Source organism: Lysobacterales bacterium, from assembly GCA_016703225.1.
Classification (GTDB): domain Bacteria; phylum Pseudomonadota; class Gammaproteobacteria; order Xanthomonadales; family Ahniellaceae; genus JADKHK01.
On record JADJCM010000001.1, the window covers coordinates 360,791 to 383,605 of the forward strand.

Annotated in this window: 20 protein-coding genes and 2 pseudogenes; 9 read left to right on the plus strand and 13 right to left on the minus strand. The window is 68.2% G+C overall.

The genetic code is table 11. The annotated features are described in order from the left end of the window. Positions 1–84: 84 nt before the first annotated feature. The 4 genes from IPG63_01545 to IPG63_01560 all read left to right on the plus strand — a co-directional run bounded on the left by IPG63_01545 (position 85) and on the right by IPG63_01560 (position 3,742). The gene (locus tag IPG63_01545) at positions 85–1,125 is read left to right on the plus strand and encodes a DUF2333 family protein (GenBank protein ID MBK6725937.1); all 1,041 of its coding nucleotides are present in this window, start codon (positions 85–87) and stop codon (positions 1,123–1,125) included. Between the two features lie 171 nt (positions 1,126–1,296). Beyond that, positions 1,297–2,598, plus strand: a complete 1,302-nt coding sequence (tilS, locus tag IPG63_01550; GenBank protein ID MBK6725938.1) for a tRNA lysidine(34) synthetase TilS — start codon at positions 1,297–1,299, stop codon at positions 2,596–2,598. A 9-nt stretch (positions 2,599–2,607) separates the two neighbouring features. Next, on the plus strand, positions 2,608–2,862 hold the full coding sequence (locus tag IPG63_01555; GenBank protein MBK6725939.1) for an exodeoxyribonuclease VII small subunit: 255 nt from the start codon (positions 2,608–2,610) through the stop codon (positions 2,860–2,862). After that, positions 2,828–3,742 carry a polyprenyl synthetase family protein gene (locus tag IPG63_01560; protein ID MBK6725940.1) on the plus strand — a complete coding sequence of 305 codons (915 nt, stop codon included), beginning with the start codon at positions 2,828–2,830 and terminating at the stop codon, positions 3,740–3,742. Before IPG63_01555 ends, IPG63_01560 begins: the two co-directional genes overlap by 35 nt. A gap of 127 nt (positions 3,743–3,869) precedes the next feature. Here IPG63_01560 and IPG63_01565 read toward each other — a convergent pair whose 3' ends face one another. The 4 genes from IPG63_01565 to mrcB form a co-directional block, all read right to left on the minus strand. Beyond that, entirely contained in the window at positions 3,870–4,874 is a 1,005-nt protein-coding gene (locus IPG63_01565) for a magnesium transporter (protein MBK6725941.1), read from the minus strand. 71 nt (positions 4,875–4,945) lie between these two features. Continuing rightward, positions 4,946–6,877: an ATP-dependent DNA helicase gene (locus tag IPG63_01570; protein MBK6725942.1), complete on the minus strand. Its 1,932-nt coding sequence runs from the start codon at positions 6,875–6,877 to the stop codon at positions 4,946–4,948. Between the two features lie 2 nt (positions 6,878–6,879). Then, positions 6,880–7,404 carry a tetratricopeptide repeat protein gene (locus tag IPG63_01575; GenBank protein ID MBK6725943.1) on the minus strand — a complete coding sequence of 175 codons (525 nt, stop codon included), beginning with the start codon at positions 7,402–7,404 and terminating at the stop codon, positions 6,880–6,882. Then, a complete protein-coding gene (mrcB, locus tag IPG63_01580) occupies positions 7,394–9,730 on the minus strand; it encodes a penicillin-binding protein 1B (GenBank protein ID MBK6725944.1) in 2,337 nt (778 codons plus the stop codon). Before mrcB ends, IPG63_01575 begins: the two co-directional genes overlap by 11 nt. Positions 9,731–9,858: 128 nt before the next feature. Here mrcB and IPG63_01585 point away from each other — a divergent pair, with 128 nt between their 5' ends. Both IPG63_01585 and IPG63_01590 read left to right on the plus strand, forming a co-directional pair. After that, positions 9,859–14,235 carry a glycosyltransferase gene (locus tag IPG63_01585; GenBank protein ID MBK6725945.1) on the plus strand — a complete coding sequence of 1,459 codons (4,377 nt, stop codon included), beginning with the start codon at positions 9,859–9,861 and terminating at the stop codon, positions 14,233–14,235. Positions 14,236–14,320: 85 nt separating this feature from the next. Further along, positions 14,321–15,022, plus strand: a complete 702-nt coding sequence (locus tag IPG63_01590) for a hypothetical protein (GenBank protein ID MBK6725946.1) — start codon at positions 14,321–14,323, stop codon at positions 15,020–15,022. 54 nt (positions 15,023–15,076) lie between these two features. On the opposite strand, the gene IPG63_01595 is transcribed toward IPG63_01590, so the two are convergent. The 3 genes and pseudogenes from IPG63_01595 to IPG63_01605 form a co-directional block, all read right to left on the minus strand. After that, a complete protein-coding gene (locus IPG63_01595; protein MBK6725947.1) occupies positions 15,077–15,481 on the minus strand; it encodes a VOC family protein in 405 nt (134 codons plus the stop codon). A gap of 105 nt (positions 15,482–15,586) precedes the next feature. Then, positions 15,587–16,615, minus strand: a complete 1,029-nt coding sequence (locus IPG63_01600; GenBank protein ID MBK6725948.1) for a zinc-binding dehydrogenase — start codon at positions 16,613–16,615, stop codon at positions 15,587–15,589. Between the two features lie 454 nt (positions 16,616–17,069). Next, a pseudogene (locus IPG63_01605) lies at positions 17,070–18,065 on the minus strand (hypothetical protein). Positions 18,066–18,369: 304 nt separating this feature from the next. Here IPG63_01605 and IPG63_01610 point away from each other — a divergent pair. Continuing rightward, complete coding sequence (locus IPG63_01610; GenBank protein ID MBK6725949.1) at positions 18,370–19,401, plus strand: DUF2157 domain-containing protein; 1,032 nt, start codon at positions 18,370–18,372, stop codon at positions 19,399–19,401. 163 nt (positions 19,402–19,564) lie between these two features. Here IPG63_01610 and IPG63_01615 read toward each other — a convergent pair whose 3' ends face one another. The 4 genes from IPG63_01615 to IPG63_01630 form a co-directional block, all read right to left on the minus strand. Beyond that, the gene (locus IPG63_01615) at positions 19,565–19,891 is read right to left on the minus strand and encodes a BrnA antitoxin family protein (protein MBK6725950.1); all 327 of its coding nucleotides are present in this window, start codon (positions 19,889–19,891) and stop codon (positions 19,565–19,567) included. Continuing rightward, on the minus strand, positions 19,860–19,982 hold the full coding sequence (locus IPG63_01620; protein ID MBK6725951.1) for a BrnT family toxin: 123 nt from the start codon (positions 19,980–19,982) through the stop codon (positions 19,860–19,862). Before IPG63_01620 ends, IPG63_01615 begins: the two co-directional genes overlap by 32 nt. 449 nt (positions 19,983–20,431) lie before the next feature. Continuing rightward, the gene (locus tag IPG63_01625; protein ID MBK6725952.1) at positions 20,432–20,845 is read right to left on the minus strand and encodes a putative toxin-antitoxin system toxin component, PIN family; all 414 of its coding nucleotides are present in this window, start codon (positions 20,843–20,845) and stop codon (positions 20,432–20,434) included. Beyond that, complete coding sequence (locus IPG63_01630; protein ID MBK6725953.1) at positions 20,845–21,114, minus strand: type II toxin-antitoxin system Phd/YefM family antitoxin; 270 nt, start codon at positions 21,112–21,114, stop codon at positions 20,845–20,847. The genes IPG63_01625 and IPG63_01630 overlap by 1 nt, the downstream gene beginning before the upstream one ends. A gap of 160 nt (positions 21,115–21,274) precedes the next feature. On the opposite strand from IPG63_01630, the pseudogene IPG63_01635 reads away from it, so the two are divergent. Both IPG63_01635 and IPG63_01640 read left to right on the plus strand, forming a co-directional pair. Then, positions 21,275–21,533: pseudogene (locus tag IPG63_01635) on the plus strand (toxin HicA). Then, positions 21,523–21,849, plus strand: a complete 327-nt coding sequence (locus IPG63_01640; protein ID MBK6725954.1) for a type II toxin-antitoxin system HicB family antitoxin — start codon at positions 21,523–21,525, stop codon at positions 21,847–21,849. Before IPG63_01635 ends, IPG63_01640 begins: the two are co-directional and overlap by 11 nt. Positions 21,850–22,055: 206 nt before the next feature. Here the strand turns inward: IPG63_01640 and IPG63_01645 are convergent, their stop codons facing one another. Further along, positions 22,056–22,451, minus strand: a complete 396-nt coding sequence (locus IPG63_01645; GenBank protein MBK6725955.1) for a type II toxin-antitoxin system VapC family toxin — start codon at positions 22,449–22,451, stop codon at positions 22,056–22,058. Continuing rightward, entirely contained in the window at positions 22,448–22,723 is a 276-nt protein-coding gene (locus tag IPG63_01650; protein MBK6725956.1) for an AbrB/MazE/SpoVT family DNA-binding domain-containing protein, read from the minus strand. The genes IPG63_01645 and IPG63_01650 overlap by 4 nt, the downstream gene beginning before the upstream one ends. Between the last annotated feature and the right edge of the window lie 92 nt (positions 22,724–22,815).

Here is a 22,815-nt window from a genome sequence, read left to right on the forward strand (position 1 = left end):
GGTTTCGCACCCGGATACTCCGGCACCGGTCAAATTCGGGGCGGCTGCTGGCTAGACTAGACGCCCAGCCCAGGGAGCCGCGCCATGGAACCGTTACCGCCGATCGCCAGCCCAGCCGTCGCCGACCTCCCGGCGCGCCCGCGCCGGCGCTGGTGGTGGCGACTGACGCTGGCCCTGCTGGCGCTGATCGCGCTCGCCACAGCGGTGCTGATGTGGCGCTGGAGTACGCCGCCGCCGGCCTTCGATCCCCTGCTGCAGGCCAAGGTACGCAATGGCAGCGGCGCGCTGGTGGTCGGTGTCACGACCGCTTCGACGCTGGCGCGCGTCGGCGAACTGCTGCTCGACAAGAACGGCGGTTACCTGTCCAACGACGTGATGCCACCGAGCGTTTTCCTTGACGACCAGCCGAACTGGGAGTTCGGCGTCATCGAGCAGAGCCGCGATTTGGCGCAGGCACTGCGCCGCGATTTTTCGCGCTCGCTGACGCAGTCGGTCGAGGACAAGGACCTGGCCGAGGCGCAGCCGCTGTTCTCGACCACCAACGACCGCTGGTTGCTGCCTTCGACCGAAAGCCAGTATCGCGCCGCGATCGCGCGCGTCGACGCCTATCGCGTGCGCCTTGGCGACGGCGATCTCAACGACGCCCAGTTCTACGCCCGCGCCGACAATCTCGCCAGCTATCTGGCCACGGTCGAGGGACGCCTTGGCAGCCTGTCGCAACGCCTGTCCGCCGCGGTCGGGCCGACCCGCCAGGACACCGACCTCGCCAACGACCCGAGCGCACGCCAGTCGAAACCGGCCGTGGCCGCGCGTGAGGTGCGCACGCCCTGGCGTGAAATCGACGACGTCTTCTACGAGGCGCGCGGCTCCTGCTTCGCGCTGATCCACTTCCTCAAGGCGGTCGAGTACGACTTCGCGGCGGTGCTGAAGGACAAGAACGCGACGGTGACGCTGCGCCAGATCATCGCCGAGCTCGAAGCCACCCAGCAGCCGCTCGGCAGCCCGGTCATCCTCAACGGCTCTCCCTACGGCTTCTTCGCCAACCACTCGCTGGTGCTGGCCAGCTACATCGCGCGCGCCAATGCCTCGATCATCGAACTGCGCAAGCTGCTGGAGCGAGGCTGAGCGGGGTCTTGAGGCAGCGACGTCCACGAACCCTTGACCCGTAGGGGCAGGCCCCCGTGCCTGCCCTGCACTTTGCGACAACCCATCAGGGCGGCCACGGGGGCCGCCCTTACAGCGCTGAATCCGGCGTCTGGTCAACGATGACACGCGCGCAGATGGCACACTGTCGCAATGTCCGCCGCACGCCGAATCCTTGCCGATTTCATCGCGACGCTGCCGCACCGCGAGTTCGTGCTGGCGTTGAGCGGCGGCATGGACTCGCGCACGCTGCTGCAGGTGGCGGCATCGCTGCGCGGTCAACTCGACCTCAGTCTGCGCGCAATCCATGTCGATCACGGCCTGCACCCGGACTCGGCGCGCTGGGCCGAGCGCTGCCGCGACTGGTGCACGGCACTCGCGGTTCCGCTCGACGTGGTGCGCGTGCAGGTGACGCGCATCGCCGAACTTGGGCTGGAAGCCGCCGCGCGTGCGGCGCGGCACGCGGCCTTCGCCGAACGCCTCGGCGACGACGAAGTGCTGCTGGCGGCGCATCATCGCGACGACCAGGCGGAAACCATGCTGCTGCGGGCGTTGCGTGCGCCGGGTTACGACGGCCTCGCCGGCATGCGCCCGCTGCGCCGCTTCAGCCGCGGCTGGCTCGCGCGACCCTGGCTGGAAGTGCCGCGCAGTGCGATCCGCGCCGAGGCCGAACGCGAAGGCCTCGAATGGATCGAAGACCCGAGCAACGCCGACACCACGCTCGATCGCAACTTCCTGCGCCACGAGATTCTGCCGCGACTCTCGGCACGCTGGCCACAGGCCATGGCCGCGTTGGCGACCACGGCACAGCGCGCCGCCGACCTGCTCGCACTCGCCGAACCCGAGGTGCAGCGCCTGCTTGCGCAGCATCGCGATCTCGAGACCGGCGTACTCGATGCACGCGTGCTGGAACTGTCCGCGGGCACGGCGATCGCGGTGCTGAAAGCGTGGCTGCGCGAACGGGCGCTGACGCATCCACCCGCCGCAGTCCTGCGCGAAGTGCTGCGGCAGATGCGCGATGCGCGCGCCGATCGCGTGCCAGAGGTGCGTTGGGCCGACGCAGTGCTGCGCCGTTATCGTGGGCAGCTGCATGCGCAGACGGCGACGTCGTCGTTGCCGTTGACCGACACCGACTGGCTACCGGAACAGCCCTTCGCCCTGACTGACGGCGGCGTCCTGCCGGCACTTCCCGGAATGTTCGAGGCTCCCCTGCGCGTGGCCCCGCGCCGTGGCGGCGAGAAGATCCGCGTGCACGCGCAGGCGCCGCGACGACCATTGCGGCTGCTGCTCCAGGAATGCGGCGTGCCGCCGTGGCAGCGCGCGCAACTGCCATGTCTGTGGCAGGGAGAGACCCTGATCGCAGTCGGCGACCGCTTCCTCGACGCCGGCTTCGCCGCGCGGCTTCGCGACGCCGGTCACGTCTGGCGCGTTGAATCCGCCGCGAAGCCGGGCTAAGGTGCGCCCATGTCGCCCCCCGAGTCCAACGAGACCAGCCGCGTCGCCGAGTTCGAGCAGTCGCTCGACGAACTCGAACAACTGGTCGCGCGCATGGAGAAGGGTGACCTGCTGCTGGACGAATCGCTCAGCGCGTTCGAGCGCGGCGTCGGCCTGTACCGACAATGCCGCAGTGCGCTCGACCAAGCGGAACTGCGCGTGCGCCAGATCATCGACCCGAACGACCTCGATGGCGCACCGCGCTTCGACCCCGACACGCCGTGAGCTGACGCCGGCGCTGCTCGCACTCGCCGCACGCGCCGAATCCGTCCTCGAACGCGCGCTGCCGGCCGAAACCCAGGCGCCGCTCGGGCTGCATCGCGCGATGCGCTACAGCACCCTCGGCGGCGGCAAGCGGCTGCGTCCGTGCCTGGTCTATGGTGCAGCGCTGGCCTGCGGGGGCGCCCTCGACACCGCGGACACCAGCGCCGCCGCGGTCGAGATGATCCACGCCTACTCGCTGATCCACGACGACCTGCCGGCGATGGACAACGACGATCTGCGCCGCGGCAAGCCGACCTGCCACATCGCCTTCGATGAGGCGACCGCGATCTTGGCCGGTGATGCGCTGCAGGCACTGGCCTTCGAACTGCTGGCCCGCGAGCCGACGGACGATGCCACGGCCCGGGTCGAAATGCTGCACGCGCTCGCCGTCGCATGCGGCTCGCAAGGCATGGCCGGCGGCCAGGCCTTCGATCTCGATGGCGTCGGGAGGCGGCTCGACCGCGGCGAGCTCGAACGCATGCACGCGCACAAGACCGGCGCGCTGATCCGCGCCTCGGTGCAGCTCGGCGCTCTCGCCGCCGGCGAACGCGACGCGACGCGCATCGCGGCAATGTTGCGCTACGGCCACGCGGTCGGGCTGGCCTTCCAGATCCGCGACGACATCCTCGACATCGAGGGCGAGACCCACATCATCGGCAAGCCGCAAGGCTCGGACGCGGCACAGAACAAGCCCACTTACCCGGCGATCCTCGGCCTGACCGAGTCACGCGCGCTGGCCGGGCAGCTGCGTGCACAAGCGATCTCCGCCCTCGCCGGCTTCGACGAACGCGCCGTGCACCTGCGCGATCTGGCCTGCTATTCCGTGGATCGGATGAGCTGAGGACTGGCGAGACCGTGGCTGGAGATTGACTGCGGGCCGCGGCTGGTGGCAGCGCGCACCGATCCAGTGATCACCGAACCATGAAACCCCATCCTGCATCGCGATTCTTGATTTCTACGCGAAGCCGTCATGGCGGCGCCAGCATCGCCGTCGCGATCGCGAAATAGATCAGCAGCGACAGCAGGTCCTGGATCACGGTGGCGAGCGGGCCGGCGGCGAAGGCGGGATCGACGTGCAGGCGGTGCAGCGTGACCGGCAATGCGAGCGCGACCACGGTCGCGACCGAACAGGCGGCGAACAGTGACAGCGCGACGATGGTGGCCAGGGTCGCTTCGTGCCAGACCAGACGTACCAGGACGTAGGCGACGATCGCGGTCGCCGCGCCGATGACGACACCGGTCACCGCCTCGCGCGCCACCATCTGCCGCACCGGAATGCCGAGCGACAGCCCGCGCACGACCACGGTCTCGGTCTGGGTGCCGACGGCATCGGCGAAGTAGACGATGCCGGGCACGAAGGCCGCGAGCAGCACCAGAGACGCCAGCGTGTGTTCGTAGCGACCGACGATGCCGGCCGCAAGCAGCGCACCGAGCAGGCCGATGAACAGCCACGGCAGCCGATGCCACAGGCGTTGCGGCAGCGCTTCGACGGTGGCATGGCGTGCCTGTTCGGCACTCTTGTTGAAACCGCCGAGGCGCGACAGATCCTCGTCGTGTTCGGCGAGCATCGCGTGCAGCAGGCGCTGCGGCGGAATCAACCCGAGACAACGACCGTCGTCATCGACCACGACCAGGGCCGACTCGCCATGCTGCACCGCCTTCCAGGTCGCGTGCTCGCGGTCGATGCCATGCGCGACCCGCGGCGGATCGGCGTCCATGATCGCGTCGACACGGGTCGTGTCGGCCACGCTGACCACGTCTTCGATCTGCAGCAAGCCGACCAGCACACGCGTGTCGCGCGCGACCACCGGGATGTCCGATACGCAGGCGTAGCGCCGCTGCGCCAGCCGCGCGCGCAGTTGCACCACGGTCTCGTCCGGGAATGCCAGCGGCACGTCATTGGTCGCCAGCGACGCCGCCGACTCGAACAAGGCGTCGCTGCCGATCGGGGTCTTCGGGATCGCTGCATTCATGGCGGCTCCATTTGGCCTGCGACCGGATCATGCATGATTTGCGGCAAGCAATCGCGCCGTGGCCGGCGCTCCTACATGGGCGCGGTGTCGGCGTGTCCGGTGGCGAAGAACGCCTGCACGTCGGCGAGCTCGCGCGTGCGCGGCATCGGCGGCAGGCTGGCAATGAAGGTGCGGCCGTAGCCCTGGGTGACCAGGCGCGGATCGCCGAACATCAGCACGCCGCGATCGGTCACGTCGCGGATCAGGCGCCCGGCGCCTTGCTTGAGCGCGATCGCGGTGGCCGGAATCTGCAGCTCGGCAAACGGATTGCCGCCCTGCTCGCGCAACGTGCGGATGCGCGCGTCCAGCACCGGGTCGTCCGGCGGCGCGAATGGCAGCTTGTCGATCACGACCACGCTGAGCGCATCGCCGCGCACATCGACCCCTTCCCAGAAACTCGCAGCGCCGAGCAGCACGCCGTTGCCGGAGTCGCGGAAGCCTTCGAGCAGGGCCGAGCGCGGCGCCGTGCCCTGCACGAACAGCGGGAAGCGCGACGTCGCCAGCAACTCCGCCGCCTGGCGCAGCGCGCGGTGCGTGGTGAACAACAGGAACGCGCGCCCGTTCGAGGCTTCGAGCACTGGCATCACCCGTTCGATCAGGGCGTGGGTGTGTTCCGGCGAGTTCGGCGCCGGCAGTCCCTTGGGCAGGTACATCAGGCCCTGGGTGGCGTAGTCAAACGGGCTCGGCAGCGCCAGCGTGCGCGGCTCGCTCAGACCCATCTGCGCCAGGTAGTGATCGAACTTGCCGGCCACGGTCAGCGTCGCCGAGGTGAAGATCCACGCCGCCTTCAGGCGTTCGCGGAACTCGCGCAGCGGCTCGGAGGCATCGAGCGGGGTCGCGGTGACGCTCAGGTGGCGCTCGCTGGTTTCGTACCAGAGCACGTGCCCGCTCGGCTCCGGATCGCGCCACAGCGACAGCTGCTGCGCCAGCGCGCCGGCGCGCTCGGCGCAGGCGGCGAGGCCTTCGCTGGCTTCGGCCAGCAGATCGAGCGCGGCGCTGAGTTCTTCGAGCGCTGCGGCGACCACCGCGATCGCTTCCTGCACCGCGGGCTTGTCGCGCAACGGTGGCCAGGCGCCGCGCGCAGCTTCGCCGTGCACGGCCAGTCGCAGCTTCTTGATCTGGTCTTCGACCGCAGGCGCCACGCGTACCATCGACGCGCGCGCTCCGGGCACGTCGCCGGACTCGCGCAGCGCGTCTTGGGCCAGGTCCGCGAGTTGGCGCGTGCCGAGCGAGTCGCCGAAGAACTGACCGGCGAGATCGGGCAACTGATGCGCCTCATCGACGATGAACAGATGGGCACCGGGCAGGATTTCGCCGAAGCCTTCGTGGCGGATGGCGAGATCGGCAAACAGCAGATGGTGGTTGACCACAATCAGGTCGGCGTCCTGCGCGGTGCGCCGCGCCTTGACCACGAAGCAGTCGTTGAAGAACGCGCACTCGGCACCCAGGCAGTTTTCACTGGTCGAGGTCACGCGCGGCAGGATCATGGCGTCGTCGGCGAGCCCGCTGCATTCGCCCAGATCGCCGGACTGCGTGCGCGCAGCGAAATCCAGCACCACGTTCAACTCGGCGACCATGGCGCGATTCGAAAACTGGCCCTCGTGCTTGGCCTTGTCGAGCCGGTACCAGCAGACGTAGTTGGCGCGCCCCTTGAGCAGTGCGGTCTTCACCGGCACGCCGAGCGCCTTGTGCACGCGTGGCAGGTCGCGATGGAACAACTGGTCCTGCAACGCCTTGGTGCCGGTCGAGAGGATCACGCGCTGGCCGCTCTGGATCGCCGGCACCAGGTAGGCGAAGGTCTTGCCGGTGCCGGTGCCGGCTTCGACCACCAGTTCGCCGCCGCCAGCGATGGTCGCCGCGACGGCGTCTGCCATTTCCTGCTGCACCGGGCGCGGCGTGAAGCCGTCGATGGCGAGCGCCAGCGCGCCGCCTTCGGCCAGTGGAGCGGCGGCGCGCGCGGCCATCGTTACATCCGGATCGGTGCCGGCACCGGGCAGGCGGCGGCACGGGTGCGCGCGGCCGCGGCACCGGCGCTGTCCTTCGCCTCCTGGCGCGCCGCCGCAACGGTCAGCCAGTTGCGCACACACAGGCCGCCGAGCTTGGGCCCGATCGCCTCGGACTTCTGCGCATGCGCGATCGCATCGGCGAAGCGGCGCTCGGCCAGCGCGATCTCGGCGCGCCACTGCCACAGCGCCGGGTCCTCGGGCGTGATCGCCAGCGCGGCATCAAGCGTGGCCTCGGCCTGGTCGAACTGCTTCGCAGCCTCGGCCGCCTGCGCCTTGGACCGCAGATCGGCGACTGCGGCTTCCTGCAGCGGGATCACTTCGATGTGCGAGGGCAGCTTGCCCGCCTCGGCGCGGATTTCGGCGACCCAGTCGCGCGCCGCCGGCGGCGGCGCTTTCGCAACCGGCTTCGGCGGCGGCGTGGTGGCGCAAGCGGCAAGCAGCAGCAAGGCCACGAGGGCGGGCGCACGGCGGAGTTCAGGGCACATCGTCATCGTTCCAGGGTTCATTCACGGACGGCGGGTCGCGATCGGTGAATCGATTGCGAAACCAGTCGTCCAGGGTCCAGCGGTCGCAGTCCATGTATTCGGTCGGCTCGAAGCCGCGGATGAAGGGCAGCGCACGCGCGCCTTCGCATTCGGCATTGGTCGCGCGTTGCGTCTGCGGGTCGATCCAGCGCACCACCGGATTGTGCCCGAGGTCGAGCTGCAGCGGCTCGCTCGGCAGTTTCTCGAACAGCGCCGCCCACAGCCGCATCGCACCGGTGGCGCCGTACAGTCCGGCGCGCTTGTTGTCGTCGCGACCGAGCCAGACCACCGCCAGGTGACCACCGGTGAAGCCGGCATACCAGGAGTCGCGCAGGTCATCGGAGGTGCCAGTCTTGCCGGCGACATGGAGATGGCCAAGACCCAGCCCGACCAGCGCCGCGCCGGTGCCGCTGCGACTGCCTTCCTGCATCGCGTAGCTGACCAGGCGCGCCGCTTCCACCAGCTCGCCGGCGCCTTGCGGCGCGCGGTAACGCGAGACGGCGCGACCGTTGCGGTCGATCACCGCGGTGACCGAGGACAGCGGCAGCAGGTGCCCGTCGGCAGCCAGGTACTGGTAGGCCTGCGCCACCTGCAGCGGTGTCAACTCGGTGGCGCCAAGCAGCAGCGAGGGATGCGGCGAGACATCGGCGCCCGGGATCAGCGCTTCGAGCAGGCGCTCGACTTTGGGCACGCCGAGATCGAGACCGAGGCGCACCGTCGCCAGATTGTAGGAACGCGCGAGCGCGTCGATCAGCGCCACCTCGCCGTGTTCGAGGTTGTCCGAATTGCGCGGTTGCCAAGTCTGGCCGCTGCGCTGGCGCAGCGCGATCGCGGTGTCCGAGAGCGGGCTCATCAGCGACCAGCGCTCCGGCTGCGCCAGTGCCACCAGATAGACGAAGGGCTTGACCAGCGACCCGATCGGCCGCGCTGCCATCGCCGCACGATTGAAGCCGAGCTGTTGCGTGTCGCGGCCGCCGACCACGGCTTCGATGGCGCCCGTGGCGGCGCGTGTCACCACCATCGCCGCCTGCAGCCCGCTGGCGTCCTTGGCCAGCGTCTTGATCTTCTCGGCCACCGCGCGCTCGGCATATTGCTGGGTCGAAGGCGCCAGCGTGGTGTGGATGGCCAGGCCTTCGCTCGCGAGCGCAGCGGCGTCGTAGTCGCGCGCGATCTGCGCCTGCACCAGTTCGATGAAGCCCGGATAGCGGTTGCGCGCGATCGCGCCGCTCGCGGTCACGTTCAGCGCGAACCGCTGCTGGCCCTTGACCTCGAGTTCGCTGAGCAGGCCGGCCTGGTGCATCTCGCGCAACACCAGGTTGCGGCGTTTGAGCGCGTTCGCCGGCGCGCGCCGCGGGTCGAACAGCGACGGCCCCTGGATCATGCCGACCAGCAGCGCCATTTCGTGCGGTGCCAGCGTCTCCAGTTCGCGCCCGAAGTAGAACTCGGCTGCGGCACCGACGCCGTGCACCGACTGCGAACCGTGTTGCCCGAGATAGACGTCGTTCAAATACGCTTCAAGGATCGCCTGCTTGCCAAAGCGCGCCTCGATCAGCAGTGCCAGGCAGATTTCGTTGAACTTGCGCACGAACTTCTTGCGCCGGTCGAGAAACTGGTTGCGCACCAGTTGCTGGGTCAGGGTCGAGCCGCCCTGCGACAGCTCGCCCGACTTCACGTTGACGAAGATCGCGCGCGCCATGCCCCAGGGGTCGATGCCGTGGTGGCTGGCGAAGTCCTTGTCCTCGACCGCGAGCAGGCTGCGCAGGAACAGCGGCGGCACCTCGCCCAGCTTGACCAGGCGCCGCTCCTGGCGCGCCTTACCGTACAAGGTGGCGATGCGCGCCGGATCGATCTGAACGACTTCGAGCGCGCGCTTGCCCGCAACGTCTTCGAGCTTGCCCACGCGCCCGTCGGCGAGCGCGACGCGGATGCGGCGCGACGGCTGCGCACCGCCGCCGTCGACGAAGGCGCGGGTCTGGATCAGGAAGCGGGCGCCATCGCGCGCATAGCTGCCGGGCTGCAATGCATCGGTGCTTTCGCTGTAGCGCGCAGCCTGCAATTCCAGCAGCAGGGTCTCGGCATCCATGGCGCGGCCCGGACGCAACTCCAGCGCACGCGCGTAGACGCGGCTCGGGGTGTCGAAGCGCAAGCCATCGAAACCGGCACGCACCAGGCGGTCGAGGTACCACAGGTAGGGACCGAGGAATCCGATCGCGAGGCCAAGCCCAAGCCAGATCGGCACCCGGAACCAGCGGTAGAACCGGCGCGACAGATCGAGGAAACGAGCCAAGTGGATACCGGGTGGACAGGGGCGCGCCAGTCTAACGGAGCGGTTTTCGTGCTCGCATGGCGGCCCGCGGGCGATTCCGCGATAATTCAGCCTCAGCGCACCATTCCAGAGTGCGCGGCGCCCATTCCGTGACCCCAGCCCGCCCGCTTTGCGTGGCCGTGCTTGGCCAGCCTGCAGAGGCCTGGCTCGGCAGCCTGCTCGCGCAACTTCCTCCCGACATCGAACTGGTCGTGCTCGACGCACAGGCCGCGGTCGCCGACACCTGCGATGCCGGACAGACGACGCTGCGCATCGTCGCCAACGCACCGCTGCCGCCGTTCGCGATGCGGCGCCTGCTCGAAGCGGCGCGCGCCTGCGAAGCCTTCGATCTGATCGTCGCCGCCGATGTGGCCGAGCCGGCATTGAATCCACTGCCCGAGGCACAGGACTTTTCCGGCGATGCCATCGCGCTGGATGCCACGCTGTGGCTGCTCGGGAGCCGCTGCGTGCGCCCCTGCGATTCCGCCCACGCGACCCTGGCCTGGGTCGGACCCGAGGCCGCCGAACGCACCCGTCGCGGCCAGCCGCTGCGCAGCGGCGTGCTCGACAGCCTGTTCGTCGCTGCCGCCGGCGCCACGCTGCGTGGCGCCGTGGCGCCATCCGACCGTCGTCATGCGCGCGCCGAGACCGCACTCGCCGAGTTGCGCGCACGCATCGCGCAGGCGCCGTCGCTGCCAAGCTGCTGGCCCGGCATCGACGGCAAGCCGGTGCTGCTGCACGTGCTCCACGGCTGGGGCGGCGGCGTCGAACGCTTCGCGCGCGATCTCGCCGATGGTGACCGCCAGCGCAGCCACCTGGCGCTGGTTGCGCGTGGCCAATTCGGACGTCGCTGCTACGGCGAGGCGCTGGAACTGGTGCTGCTGCGCGACGATCACCTGCATCGGCTCGCCCGGCACGAACTGGCGGCGCCGATCGCCGACACCGCACTCGAACATGCGCAGTGGCGCGATGTGTTCTCGCAGGTCTGCGCCACCTTCGGCGTCAGCCAGGTGATCGTGTCCTCGCTGATCGGCCACGCGCTCGACGCGCTCGACAGCGGCCTGCCGACCGAGATCGTATGCCACGACTACTACCCGCTATGGCCAGTGCTGCATGCCGACTTCGGTGACGCCGACGCGCGCTTCGATGCCGGCGCGCTGGCCGACGCGTTGCGCCGCGCGCGCGACGCCGAGTTCCCGTTCGGCAACCGCGAACCGCGCCACTGGACGCTGCTGCGCCAGCGCTACATCGAACTGGTGCGGACGCACTCCATCGCGCTGGTCGCACCCTCGCAGGGTGTGCGCGCGAACTGGCTGCGCATCGCGCCGGAACTCGCCACTTCACGCTTCGAGGTGATTGGCCACGGCCTGTGCGGTTTCGCCGGGGGTGTGCTGCCGAAGCCGCCGCTGCGCGAGCGACTGCGGCTGGTCGTGCTCGGGCGCCTGAACGGGGGCAAGGGCCAGCACCTGCTGCGCGCCGCGCTCGACGCTGGGCTGCGCGAACATGCCGAGCTGTTCCTGGTCGGCTGCGGCCACACTGGCCACGAGTTCTTCGGCGAACGCGACGTGCACGTGCTGCTGGACTACGCGCGCGAAGAGCTGCCGCAGCTGCTCGCACGCATCGCGCCCGACGCGGCCTTGCTGCCGGCGACCGTGGCCGAGAGTTTCAGCTACACGCTGAGCGAACTGCGTGCGCTTGGCGTGCCGGTGATCGCCACCCGGCTCGGCGCCTTCGCCGAGCGCATCGAACACGAACGCGATGGCTTGCTGGTGGCGCCCGAGGCCGCAGCACTCGTCGCGCTGGCCGCCGAACTGCGCGACGACCCCGGTGCGCTGGCCGCGGTGCGCGAACACCTGGCCGCAGCGCCGGCGGCGGCCTCGATCGCCGACATGGCCAGCGCGCACCGCGCCCTGCTCGCACCCGGCAGCGGCACGACGCACTGGCGCGTTGCGCTGGAGTCGACCAGCGCGACACTGGCCGCGCGTGCACTCGACGCCGAGCGCGAACGCGATGCACTGCGCCGCAGCGACACCGAGAAGGAACGCGAACTGCTTGCCCGCGCCGATTGGGCGCACGACATCGAGCGCCAGCGGCAGCGCGCGGCCGTGCAGCATGCGGCGGTCGCCAGCGAACTGCACGGCCAGATCACCAAGCTGCGCCACGAATTCGAGGAACGCAGCGCGTGGGCGCTCGAGCTCAATGCCGAAACAACGCGACTCGGCAGCGAACTGGCCGCGGCGCATGATCGCAACGCGCAAGCACAACAGGAGTGGTCGCAGGCCGCGGCGCATTTCCATCGCGAGATCGCGCGCCTCGAAGGCGATAAGTCGGAGCTGCTGAACAGCCTGAGCTGGCGTCTGACCAAGCCGCTGCGCTTCGTGCGCCGCGGCCTCGGCAATGCCCGCGTGCGCCTCGGCTATCTGGCGCGACGCGCGCTCGGGCTGCCGCCGCGGCTGTTGCGCAGCCTGCGCACGCGCGGCCTCAAGGGCACGCTGGAGCGCGCCCGGAACATCGCTGGCGACGCCCCCGTGTTGCCGACCCCAGAACTGCTCGCGGCACCCGCAGCCGGCAGCAGTTTCGTCGCATTCGCGCTGCCGCGCGCACCGGCGCCGCGCGCCAGCATCATCATCCCGGTCTATAACAAGTGGTCCTACACCGAGGCCTGCCTGCGCTCGCTGGCCAAGGAAGCGCAACAGTCCGGCTTCGAGGTGATCGTGGTCGACGACGGCTCCGCGGACGAAACCGCGGAGCGACTGGCGCAGATCGAGGGCATCATCGCGCATCGCAACGAGCGCAACCTCGGCTTCGTCGGTTCCTGCAATGCCGGCGCGGCACAGGCGCAGGGCGAGTACCTGGTGTTCCTGAACAACGACACCCAGGTCGCGCCGAACTGGCTCGACGCGCTGCTCGACACCTTCGATCGGCACCCGCGCGTCGGCCTCGCCGGCGCCAAGCTGGTGTACCCGGACGGGCGCCTGCAGGAAGCCGGCGGCGTCGTCTTCAGCGACGGCTCGGGCTGGAACTACGGTCGCTTCGGCGACCCGCGCGATCCCGCCTACAACTATGTGCGCGAGGTGGACTACTGCTCGGGCGCGGCGATCGCGATCGCGCGCGCGCTGTTCGTGCAGCTCGGTGGCTTCGACCTGCGCTATGCCCCGGCCTACTACGAAGACACCGACCTCGCCTTCCAGGTGCGCGCGGCCGGCTTGCGTGTGCTCTACCAGCCGGCTGCCACCGTGTTCCATTTCGAGGGCATCACCGCCGGCACCGATACCGCCAGCGGCATCAAGCAGTACCAGGTGCTCAACCAGGCCAAGTTCGTCGAGCGCTGGGCCGACGCGCTCACACGTCAGCCCAAGCCCGGAACGCCGATCACGCTGGCGCGCGAACATCGCGTGGCCCAGCGCGTGCTGATCGTGGACGCGACCACGCCGCACCCGGACGAGGACTCCGGCTCGGTGCGCATGGTCAACCTGATGCAGCTGCTCACCGCGCTCGGGCACAAGGTCAGCTTCTTCGCCGAGAACCGCGCCTGCGACGGCCGCTACAGCGAAGCGCTGCAGCAGCTCGGCGTTGAAGTGCATTACCACCCATGGATGCCGGAACCGACGCGTTGGCTGCGCGAGCACGGCGCCCACCTCGATGCCGTGATCCTGAGCCGGCACTATGTCGCCACGCCGCTGGTCGAGGCCGTGCGCCACCATGCGCCGCGTGCGCGGCTGGTGTTCGACACGGTGGATTTGCACTACCTGCGCGAGGAACGCGAAGCCGCGCTCGCCGACCGCGATGACCTGCGCCGCCAGGCCGCCGCGACCAAGCTCGCCGAGTTGCGCCTGATCCGCAGCAGCGACGTCACCCTCGTGGTCAGCCCGATCGAGCAGCAGCTTCTGCGCAGCGAAGCGCCCGGCGCGCGCATCGAGGTGCTGTCGAATGTGCACGAAGTCGTCAGCCGCCGCGCCGGTTTTCACGAACGCAAGGATCTGTGCTTCGTCGGTGGCTTCCAGCACCAGCCGAACGTCGACGCGATGCTGTGGTTCGTGCATGGCATCTGGCCGCTGGTCGCGAAGGAACTGCCGGAGGCGCGCTTCCACATCGTCGGCAGCAAGATGCCGGACGCAGTCAAGGCGCTCGCCAGCGAACGCGTCGTCGTGCACGGTTTCCTGCCGTCGTTGGAGGCGATGCTCGACGGCTGCCGGCTCTCGGTGGCACCACTGCGCTACGGCGCCGGCGTCAAGGGCAAGGTCAACCAGAGCATGGCGCACGGGCAACCGGTGGTCGCCACCAGCGTCGCCGCCGAAGGCATGTACCTGCAACACGAGATCGACGTGCTGATCGCCGACGAAGCCGCCGCCTTCGCCGGCGAATGCGTGCGCCTGTACCGCGACGAAGACCTGTGGAACCGCCTCGCCGACGGCGGCCTCGTCAACATCGCCACGCACTTCTCCTTCGCTGCCGCCACGGCGGCGTTGCGAAGGGTGCTTCGCTAGCGCGCGCGGCCAGCGCCGGCTGCGTCGCCACTAACTGATACACTTGTGCCCCAACGGCCCGAGGGGCCTGCAGCCGCACGCCGTCATGAAGAAGATCCGGGACTTGTTGGCCGATTGCCGCATTGAACTGCGGCTGCACGTCCGTGATTTCCACAAGACCGAACTGTGCAAGCGCCTCGACGAAGCGCGCGCCGAACTGGCCAACGACAGCGGCAAGAATCTCGCGACCGCGAGCACGGAGACGGATGCGAACGCTGCCGGCGATCGCGTCGCGATGGCCTGGCGTCTGGCCGCCGAAGACCTGCACGTAACCGCGCCAGCGATCTATCAATTGCTGGCGAAGAAGGCCGCGAAGTATCTCGCCGACCTGCCCGACGAACTGCTGCAGGCCGCCGCACCGGCAACCGTCGCGAGCGCGCCAGGCATTGCCGCCGCGGCCCCCGCGCCGATCGCGACACCGGTGGTTGCGGTGCCCACGACCGAGCCCGAGGTCGCACCCGTGGCGACCGAAGCGCCTGCGGAAGTCGTTGCAGCAGAAGCCGAAGCCACTCCCGAACCTGTCGCCGAAGCACAAGCCGCGGACGCCACCGACCCGAACGCACCGAGCCACGAAGTCCTGCTCTCGATCTCGCGCCACAAGCGGCGCTTCACCGAAGCGCAGCGCGAATGGTGCGTGGGCGAAGCGCTGATCCGCTCCGGCTTCACCATCAACCCGTCCGACTTCCTCGCCGGCGGCGACCACGCCATGGCGCTGTACATGCTCGAATCGGAAACGACCACGAGCTGAAAGACGTCATTGCGACGTCCCTGCCGCGACTGCGGAACGAATGGGTTCGCTGCCTCACCCGCCCTTGTTCTTCTCGTCCCAGGCCATCGGTTGCCAGAGTTCGAGCTTGTGGCCGTCGGGGTCGAGGATCCAGGCGAACTTGCCGTTCTCGTGCGACTCGGGCCCGCCGACGAGGTCGATGCCCGCGGCGCGCAGTTGCGCGAGCAGCGCGTCGAGGTCATCGACGCGGTAGTTGATCATGAACGCGGCGTCGCTCGGGCTGAACCACTGGCTGTCCGGTTTCGCCACCGTCCACACCGTCAGGCCACCGTCCTCGGCGCGGTCTTCCGGCCAGCGCAGGATGGCGCCACCCCAGGGTTCGAGCGTGAGGCCCAGGTGCTTCTGATACCAGGCGGCGAGCGCCTCGGGGTCACTACGGCTCTTGAAGAACACACCGCCGATACCCGTCACCTTGGCCATGATCTGCTCCCTGTTCGTTGCACGTGCAAGCCGCCGACCAGCGCGGCAGCGAGGCCTCCAATGGTGCGCGCGACCGCGGCTGCGAGCAACGATCGCCGGCGCCACTCAGGGCAGCAGCACCAGCTTGCCCAGACTTTGCCCGGACTCGATCCGCCGTTGCGCGTCGGCGGCACGTTCCAGCGGAAAGGTCTCGACCGGCAGCGGCCGCAGCGAACCGTCGGCGAAATGCTGCAGCAGCCAGTGCATGCCCTCGCGCAGGCGCGGCGCTTCGGATTGCAGGAAGCTGAGGTTGGCAGCGAGCACGCTGCGATTGCTCTGGGTCATGTGCAGCGGATTGAAGCGCGGCGTGCGCAGCCAGTCCCAGGCCAGGCGCAGCCAGTTCAGTCTCCCGTCGTGCGGCAGCATCGAATGGAAGCCGTAGATCATCAGGCGCCCGGTCGCGGCGAGGTGGTCGTAACTCTGGCGCAGCGTGGCGACACCGTTGGCATCGAAGATCGCGTGATAACCGGCGGGCGCGAAGCGCTCGGCCTCGGCCCACAGGTCCACGCGTGATTTGTCGATCACCTGCGCGGCACCCATGCCCCGGCAGTGCTCGATCTTGTGCGCGGCCCCGACCACGCCGACCACCTCGCACCCGGCGAGGCGCCCGATCTGCACCAGCGCAGAACCGACGCCACCGGCCGCGGAATGCACCAGCCAGCGCTCGCCGGCACGCGGATGCAACTGCTGGTGCACCATGAACCACGCGGTCAGGAACACCGTCGGCAGGCTCGCGCCTTCGGCCATGGTCAGCGGCACCGGCAACGCGAACACCTGCGCCGCGTCGAGACAGAGGTGGCTGCTGTAGCCGTCGAACAAGGTCAGCGCGATCACCGCGTCGCCGAGCTGCCAGTCCACGACGTCCGCGCCGAGCGCATCGATGCGCCCGGCCACCTCGAACCCGGGCGTGATCGGATAGCCATGCAGTTCGCGCGCCGACGCATACAGCCCCATGCGGATGATGCCGTCGGCGTAGTTCACCCCGCAGGCCTCGACCGCGACGCGCACCTGCCCCGGCCCCGGCTGCGGGTCGGCACAGGTCTCGATGCGCAGGGCGTCGTAACCACCGGGGCGATCGATGCGGATGCGTTTCATGCGCGGGCCAACGCTGCGTGCGGGAGTCGCGCGCAGCTTGCCAGATGCGGCGGTCTCCGGAGCACCGGCGCGCCGACAAGCCTGCCCGGCGCAGCCGCAAGCCCTCATTGCGCACCTGTTGCATCGAGGACATCGGGAGCATCGCGTCGCCGGCCGCGGCCGGGGCCACTCCACACTGCTTCAATGCGCGCACCATCCCGCGATGTTGTAGGAGCGACCCCGGTCGCGACCGTTGCATCGCGACCGTTGCATCGCAAACGGTTGCATCGCGAACCTGTGACACCGCGAACATCGAGTGCATCGCGTCACTGGTCGCGGCCGGGGCCGCTCCTACACGACTTCGTTACGCGAAGGATGCCGCGCTGTTGTCGAACGACCCGCTCGCGGCCGCTGACACGAACGCGCCTGCGCTCTGGCACCGCGTCTCGGCGACACGGATGCCAGATCGCCTTCCTCACGCCCGAATCGCCACGCCATGGCCGCTGTCGTCGGTGAGGATCTCGAACGCCGCACGCCGCGCGCTGTGCAGTTCCACCGGCGCCTGGCCACGACGCTGCAGGCGGAGCGCGCAACGCGCGAGCTTGCTGTTCAGGCACCACTTCACGCCGCCGGGCGGGTTGTCGTAGCGCAGGCCGACGAAGTCCTCTGGCCTGGCGCTGATGCTGCCTTCGATGCGCGCATCGCCCGACGCACCGCTGAAGCGCCAGTGGAAGCCGTCGATCGCACCGGTACCGGCAATGCGATGCAGGGCGCGGAACGCATGCTCGACGCCTTCATGGCGCAGCACGATCGGCGTCAGCGGTGGTGTCCACCACGGCCCGATCCGCAACTGCGCCGTCGCCAGCTCCAGAAAACTGTCCGGCGCCTCGTCGAAGCCGGCGACCTAGCCCCAGGCATAGCGATCGGTATGGCGCGATCCCCAGTTGTGGTTCTGGCTGCCGATCCAGCCGTCCACCTCCACGGTTTCGCCCGCTACCTGCAAGCGGCCATCGAAGCGCGCCAGCGGCAACCCGACCAGCGCCTTCGCCCGCGGCAGCGGCGCCGCGTACAAGAACCGCGGCAGCAGGAACAGCGGTGGCGCATCGCCCGAGTAGCCGAGCTCCCAGCCGATGCGTTGCCCCGCCACGCCCACCGCGCCGCGCAGCGACGCCGAGTCGAGCACGGCCGCACCCACGCGCACGTCGAAGCGATCGCAGGCGAAATGGCACGCGGACATCGGCAGCACTTCCTTGGCCACCGCATGCACGCCGCGCTCGCCGTCGAAGTACACCGCCCACAACTCGCCCACCGCATCCTGCGGGCGCCGAAGCGGCGAGAAGCGCGTGTAGCGGATCCAGAACGCCAGCGGCCGCGTCGGATGGTTGGCGCGCTGGAAAAAACTCTCGTAGTACCCCGCCCGCGCATCCGCCGCATAACGACTGCGGTTGACTGCGATGAACGCCCCGCTCACGACCGCACCCAGGCGCGACCCGGCCACGCGACACCGCGATGCCTGTCGGTTTTCCGCTGCATTGCCAGCCTGGCGGGGAGGGACATGTCGCTATTGTGTTCGATTCACCGCCGTTCATATCGTCCAAGCGCTTCATCGGCTCGTCCGAGGAGGAGGAACACGCAGGGCCGCAGGGGTATTCGCGCGCGGGCGCGGCAAGGCCGCGCTCCGACTTGGCTGACCACGCATCGGTCCGCGCAGCTCGGTGGCCGGCCGGGCATGGTGCTGCGACGATCGAGGCCATCCTTCCTCCGGACCGAAAGACATGCAGATCGATCGTCCATCGCTGGAACAGGCGGTCAATGCCAACGTGTTGACCGCGGCCCAGGCCGAGGCGCTGTGGAAGTTCCTGCAGACGACCAACCAGCACACGCCGCGTTTCACCTTCACTCACGTTCTCTACTACCTGGGCGGCGCCATCGCCATCGGCGCGATGAGCCTGTTCATGACACTGGCCTGGACTGCGTTCGGCGATGTCGGTGGCTTCGTCATCGCCGTGGGTTACGCGGCGATCGCCACCATCGTCGGCAACGTCGTGCTGAGACATGGCCAACGCATTCCCGCCGGCATCCTGTACACGTTTGCGGTGGCGCTGGCGCCGCTGGCGATCTACGCGTTGCAGCATGCGCTGGGTTTCTGGGAAGGCGACCTGGCGTATCGCGCCTATCACACCCGCATCGACTGGCGCTGGCTGCTGATGGAACTGGGGACGCTGGCGGTCGCGGCGGTGTACCTGTTCCGCTATCGCATGCCGTTCCTGGTGATGCCGGTAGCGGTGACGCTGTGGTACATGAGCATGGACATCGTGCAGTTCCTCACCATCAATGGCGACAGCGATTGGGAACTGCGCAAGCAGGTGTCGGTGTTGTTCGGCGTGGTGATGATGCTGCTCGCGTTCTGGATCGATCTGCGTTCGCGTCGCAAGCCGGATTTCGGATTCTGGCTGTACCTGTTCGGGGCGCTGGCGTTCTGGGGCGGACTGTCGGCGATGGACTCGGGCAGCGAGTGGGGGCGCGCGATCTACTGCGCCATCAATGCCGGCATGCTGCTGCTTGGCGCCGTGCTCGGCCGCAGGGTGTTCGCGGTACTGGGTGGCTTCGGCATCGCCGGATACCTCGGGCACCTCTCGTACACCGTATTCAAAGACAGCATGCTGTTTCCGTTTGCCCTCAGCCTGATCGGCTTCGCCATCGTCGGGCTGGGCTTTGTCTGGCAGCGGTTCGAGGCGCGCGCCAGTGCATCGCTGCGCAGCGGGCTACCGACACCACTCAGGGAATTGCTGGAAGCTTCTTATTGAGCGATGCCAGCGCAGCGGCGCACGTACGGCGGATCGAGGTCTGTAGCCCCATTACCCCGTCTGCCGACTGGGGCCAGCCATGGAACCATTCGATCATGATGACGCTGGCCCGACGGATCGAGTCGATGCGGCGCAATCCTGCCGACGTTCGCTTCGCACGAGGTCAACCCGCCTTGTTTCGTGGCTGGTGCGCGTCCATGAAGGCGCGAAGCACCCGATTGATGCGCGTCTGGTAACGCGCCCCAGGCTGCTTGAAGAAGTCGATCACATCGGCATCCAGGCGCAGGGTGATTTGGCGCTTGTTCTCTACCGAGAAAGGAATGCCGGGGCGCGTCCACACCGCATCCGCCGGCGAAGCCGGGATATCGCTGAAGTCGATGTCTTCGTCTTTCATCGCGGCCAGACGGGCAATGGTCGCCTCGCTCAGCTTGGGCGGGTTGGCCGGATCGAGGGTGAACCTAACGGTCTTTCCAGTAGTCGCGTTGCTCATGGCGGGTGGCCTTGCGTGCGGAGATGATTCGGATGGTTTGGTCGCGCAGGGTGTAGGTGACGCACAGTTCGAAGCCATCGACCGATCCGATGGCGACATAACGGTCTTCGCCGTAGTCCTCGCGGCCGTCATGGCGCTATGCAGCGATCTCTCTATAACTACTAACGTAGTTACATTTGCAATGGAAATCGAGACTGGAATCGGCCAGCCAAGATCAGCCTCGCGCGCGAAACTCGCCGATCATCACCCGAAGACACGGCGCCCCAGCCTCAGCCCCCCAACCCGGCTGGCTTCCCATGGTCCGGAACGCTGGCTTCCCATGACCGGAATATTCACCAGCCTCATCCGCCTCGCCAGCGCCAAGCTCGCGGCGGGTTGAGCACGCTCCACCCAGCCCGCCCCCTGCGGCCCCCGCACTCTCGTTCTCGACACCCACGCCGACGGCGATGCGGTGAACCTGTGGGTGTCGGCGCATGAGCGAACTCCGGCGGCGCTAGGCGCACTGCATGCCCGAGTCGGCGTGCCCAGGAAACCGTTCCGCTACTGCCCATGCCGCGCCCAGAAGTCCGCCGGGGTGATGACGGGGTACTTCGCGGCGACAACGAGCAAGTCCTTGTCGCCAGTGATCAGGTACTGCGCCTTCGCAGCTTTCCAGGTGGCGAGCACCGGTTGGTCGGCTGGATCACGCAGCACCTCGCCGTGCGATTCGTCGGGCTCGACGACGTCGGCGATGAACCTCAGACTGTCCACCAGATCGAGAATCTCGGCCGCAGTCAGAGTGAGCCGCGACAGTCGCGGCAAGACCCGGCTCAACTCGTCGAGAATGTAGCGCGAGAGCGCGACGTCCAGACCGCCCTGGCGCCAGGCGCCGACGATGCGCCCCGGGACACTGCCCGGATACGCCAGCCCGGACACGAGCACATTCGTGTCCAGCACCACGCGCATGCCTGACATCAATGGCGCCGTTCTTCGGCGACCAATGCGTCGATCTCGGCCAGGCCCTGACCGACCGGCACATCGGCGTAGGCTGTCGCAATCCGCTCGCTCAGCGCATCGAACCGCTCGCGCATGCGTCGGATGCGCGCGAACAGCTCGGCATCCACCAAAGCCGCAACCGGCTTTCCGTCCTTGCTGATGACGATGCTGTCATTGCGAAACTGCACCTGGTTCAGCATCTCGCCCAGGTTTTGCCGGAAATCGCCTGCAGTGACTTCAGTAATCATCTCGGCACCATGATCGTAGTGTTCAACGTGCTCATGATGATCCGAATGCGCAGCGCCACGCAACAGAACCCGGACGCCCACCGAGCCGCAAAAGCCGCGTATCGCCACACACCGGAGCACCCCGCTTGCTGAATGGGGCCAATAGTGGAACCATTCGTTCATGACGACGCTAGCCCAGCTGATCGAGTCGATGCGGCGCAATCCTGCCGATGTTCGCTTCGCAGACCTGAAGCGTGTCTGTGAAATCTGTTTCCGGCAAGCCGAGGCAAAGTGCTTCCAGCCACATGGTGTTCAAGACGCCCTGGATTGGCGACCCGCGCATCAACATCCAGAACGACCATGGCCGAGCCAAGGCGTATCAGGTTCGCCAGGTACTGACGGCCATCGCAAAGCTCGAGGAAACGAATCATGCGCAATGACCACTACAGCTATCGCGTCACCTGGTCGGCCGAAGACGACGAATACGTGGGGCTGTGCACCGAATTCCCATCCCTGTCGTGGCTGGCGCACAAGCCGGAAGTGGCCCTGAGGGGCATTCGCGCGCAGGTGCGCGCCATCGTGGCGGATCTGGAACAGGCCGGCGAGCCGGTACCGGCGCCACTCGCCGACAAGTCCTACAGCGGCGAGTTCCGCGTGCGCATCCCTCCCCACCTGCACCGCGCCCTCGCCCTCGAAGCCGCCGAACAAGGCGTCAGCCTCAACCGCCTCGCCAGCGCCAAGCTCGCTGCCGGCTGAAGCGAAATCGCGGCTGCCGCGAGAGCGGCTTCGCGGCGCGACTGGTCAGCGCCGCGATGGCGTCCGGGGTGGGTCATGGGGCGTGGCTGTGATCGGATTCCTGCGAGCGCGCCCCGTTCGAGATGTGTTCTGACGCCCGTTGCTTGGTGCTGCCCCAGAACTTGCGCACGCGTTCGCCGCGGGTTTGACGGCCTGCGGTCAGTTCATCAAACGTTCCACACCCTGACTTCGGGGGCCAAACCCGCTGCGCGCGCTTCCTTGCAAAAGTCCCGATCAAATGTATGCAGCACCGTGGCACCGCAGACGGCGAGATGAAGCGCGTCCGCAAAATCAGCGCCCTGTGAATACCACTTCAGCGCTTGCGTCACCGCCATCTTGTCCTCGATCACCGCGTCGCTTGTTTCCATGAGCGCGCCGAAGAAGTTGGCGAGCTCACCCCGCGATTTCCGGTATCGGGAGCGCAACACCCATTCCGTTTCCAGCAACACCGTACGCGACAGGAATACCGCGTCCTGAGCGATCAGTTGCCGGACCACGGCGACTTGTTCGGGGTGATCCGCGACCAGGGCGCGCACGAGCATGTTGGTATCAAACGCGATCACCCCGGTTTACCCGGCCGCCTGGCCGGTTCCTCGTTGAGGTCGACTGCGGCGCAAAGTGCTTCGTCGGACAACGCCGGCCCCTCATGCTTGAGCAGGCCGATCAAATCGGCAAAGCGTCGCCGGGTCGGCTTCTCGACCGTCGAGATCGTCACGCCGTCCGGCTTCGAAACGAGCACAAGCTCCGTCCCTGCGTGCCAATGCAAGGCCTGAAGAATTTCCTTGGGTATTTCGATCTGTCCGTCGCCGGATAGGGTGATCGCTGCGCTGGCCATGAATGAATGCTCCGGAGGCGTTCGATACGTGCCGCATCTTGCTACTGGCGCCACCCATCGGCAAGCACTGCGGCCAGGAGCGCCCTCAACGA

Excerpts from the sequence above, each read along its gene's own strand:
- IPG63_01560 (MBK6725940.1), top strand. The coding sequence starts at position 2,828 with ATGGCGCACCGCGCTTCGACCCCGACACGCCGTGAGCTGACGCCGGCG.
- tilS (MBK6725938.1), top strand. The coding sequence starts at position 1,297 with ATGTCCGCCGCACGCCGAATCCTTGCCGATTTCATCGCGACGCTGCCG.
- IPG63_01615 (MBK6725950.1), bottom strand. The coding sequence starts at position 19,891 with ATGAGCAACGCGACTACTGGAAAGACCGTTAGGTTCACCCTCGATCCG.
- IPG63_01565 (MBK6725941.1), bottom strand. The coding sequence starts at position 4,874 with ATGAATGCAGCGATCCCGAAGACCCCGATCGGCAGCGACGCCTTGTTC.
- IPG63_01610 (MBK6725949.1), top strand. The coding sequence starts at position 18,370 with ATGCAGATCGATCGTCCATCGCTGGAACAGGCGGTCAATGCCAACGTG.
- IPG63_01555 (MBK6725939.1), top strand. The coding sequence starts at position 2,608 with ATGTCGCCCCCCGAGTCCAACGAGACCAGCCGCGTCGCCGAGTTCGAG.
- IPG63_01575 (MBK6725943.1), bottom strand. The coding sequence starts at position 7,404 with ATGTGCCCTGAACTCCGCCGTGCGCCCGCCCTCGTGGCCTTGCTGCTG.
- IPG63_01590 (MBK6725946.1), top strand. The coding sequence starts at position 14,321 with ATGAAGAAGATCCGGGACTTGTTGGCCGATTGCCGCATTGAACTGCGG.
- IPG63_01640 (MBK6725954.1), top strand. The coding sequence starts at position 21,523 with ATGCGCAATGACCACTACAGCTATCGCGTCACCTGGTCGGCCGAAGAC.
- IPG63_01595 (MBK6725947.1), bottom strand. The coding sequence starts at position 15,481 with ATGGCCAAGGTGACGGGTATCGGCGGTGTGTTCTTCAAGAGCCGTAGT.
- IPG63_01570 (MBK6725942.1), bottom strand. The coding sequence starts at position 6,877 with ATGGCCGCGCGCGCCGCCGCTCCACTGGCCGAAGGCGGCGCGCTGGCG.
- IPG63_01600 (MBK6725948.1), bottom strand. The coding sequence starts at position 16,615 with ATGAAACGCATCCGCATCGATCGCCCCGGTGGTTACGACGCCCTGCGC.
- IPG63_01625 (MBK6725952.1), bottom strand. The coding sequence starts at position 20,845 with ATGTCAGGCATGCGCGTGGTGCTGGACACGAATGTGCTCGTGTCCGGG.
- IPG63_01650 (MBK6725956.1), bottom strand. The coding sequence starts at position 22,723 with ATGGCCAGCGCAGCGATCACCCTATCCGGCGACGGACAGATCGAAATA.
- IPG63_01630 (MBK6725953.1), bottom strand. The coding sequence starts at position 21,114 with ATGATTACTGAAGTCACTGCAGGCGATTTCCGGCAAAACCTGGGCGAG.
- IPG63_01545 (MBK6725937.1), top strand. The coding sequence starts at position 85 with ATGGAACCGTTACCGCCGATCGCCAGCCCAGCCGTCGCCGACCTCCCG.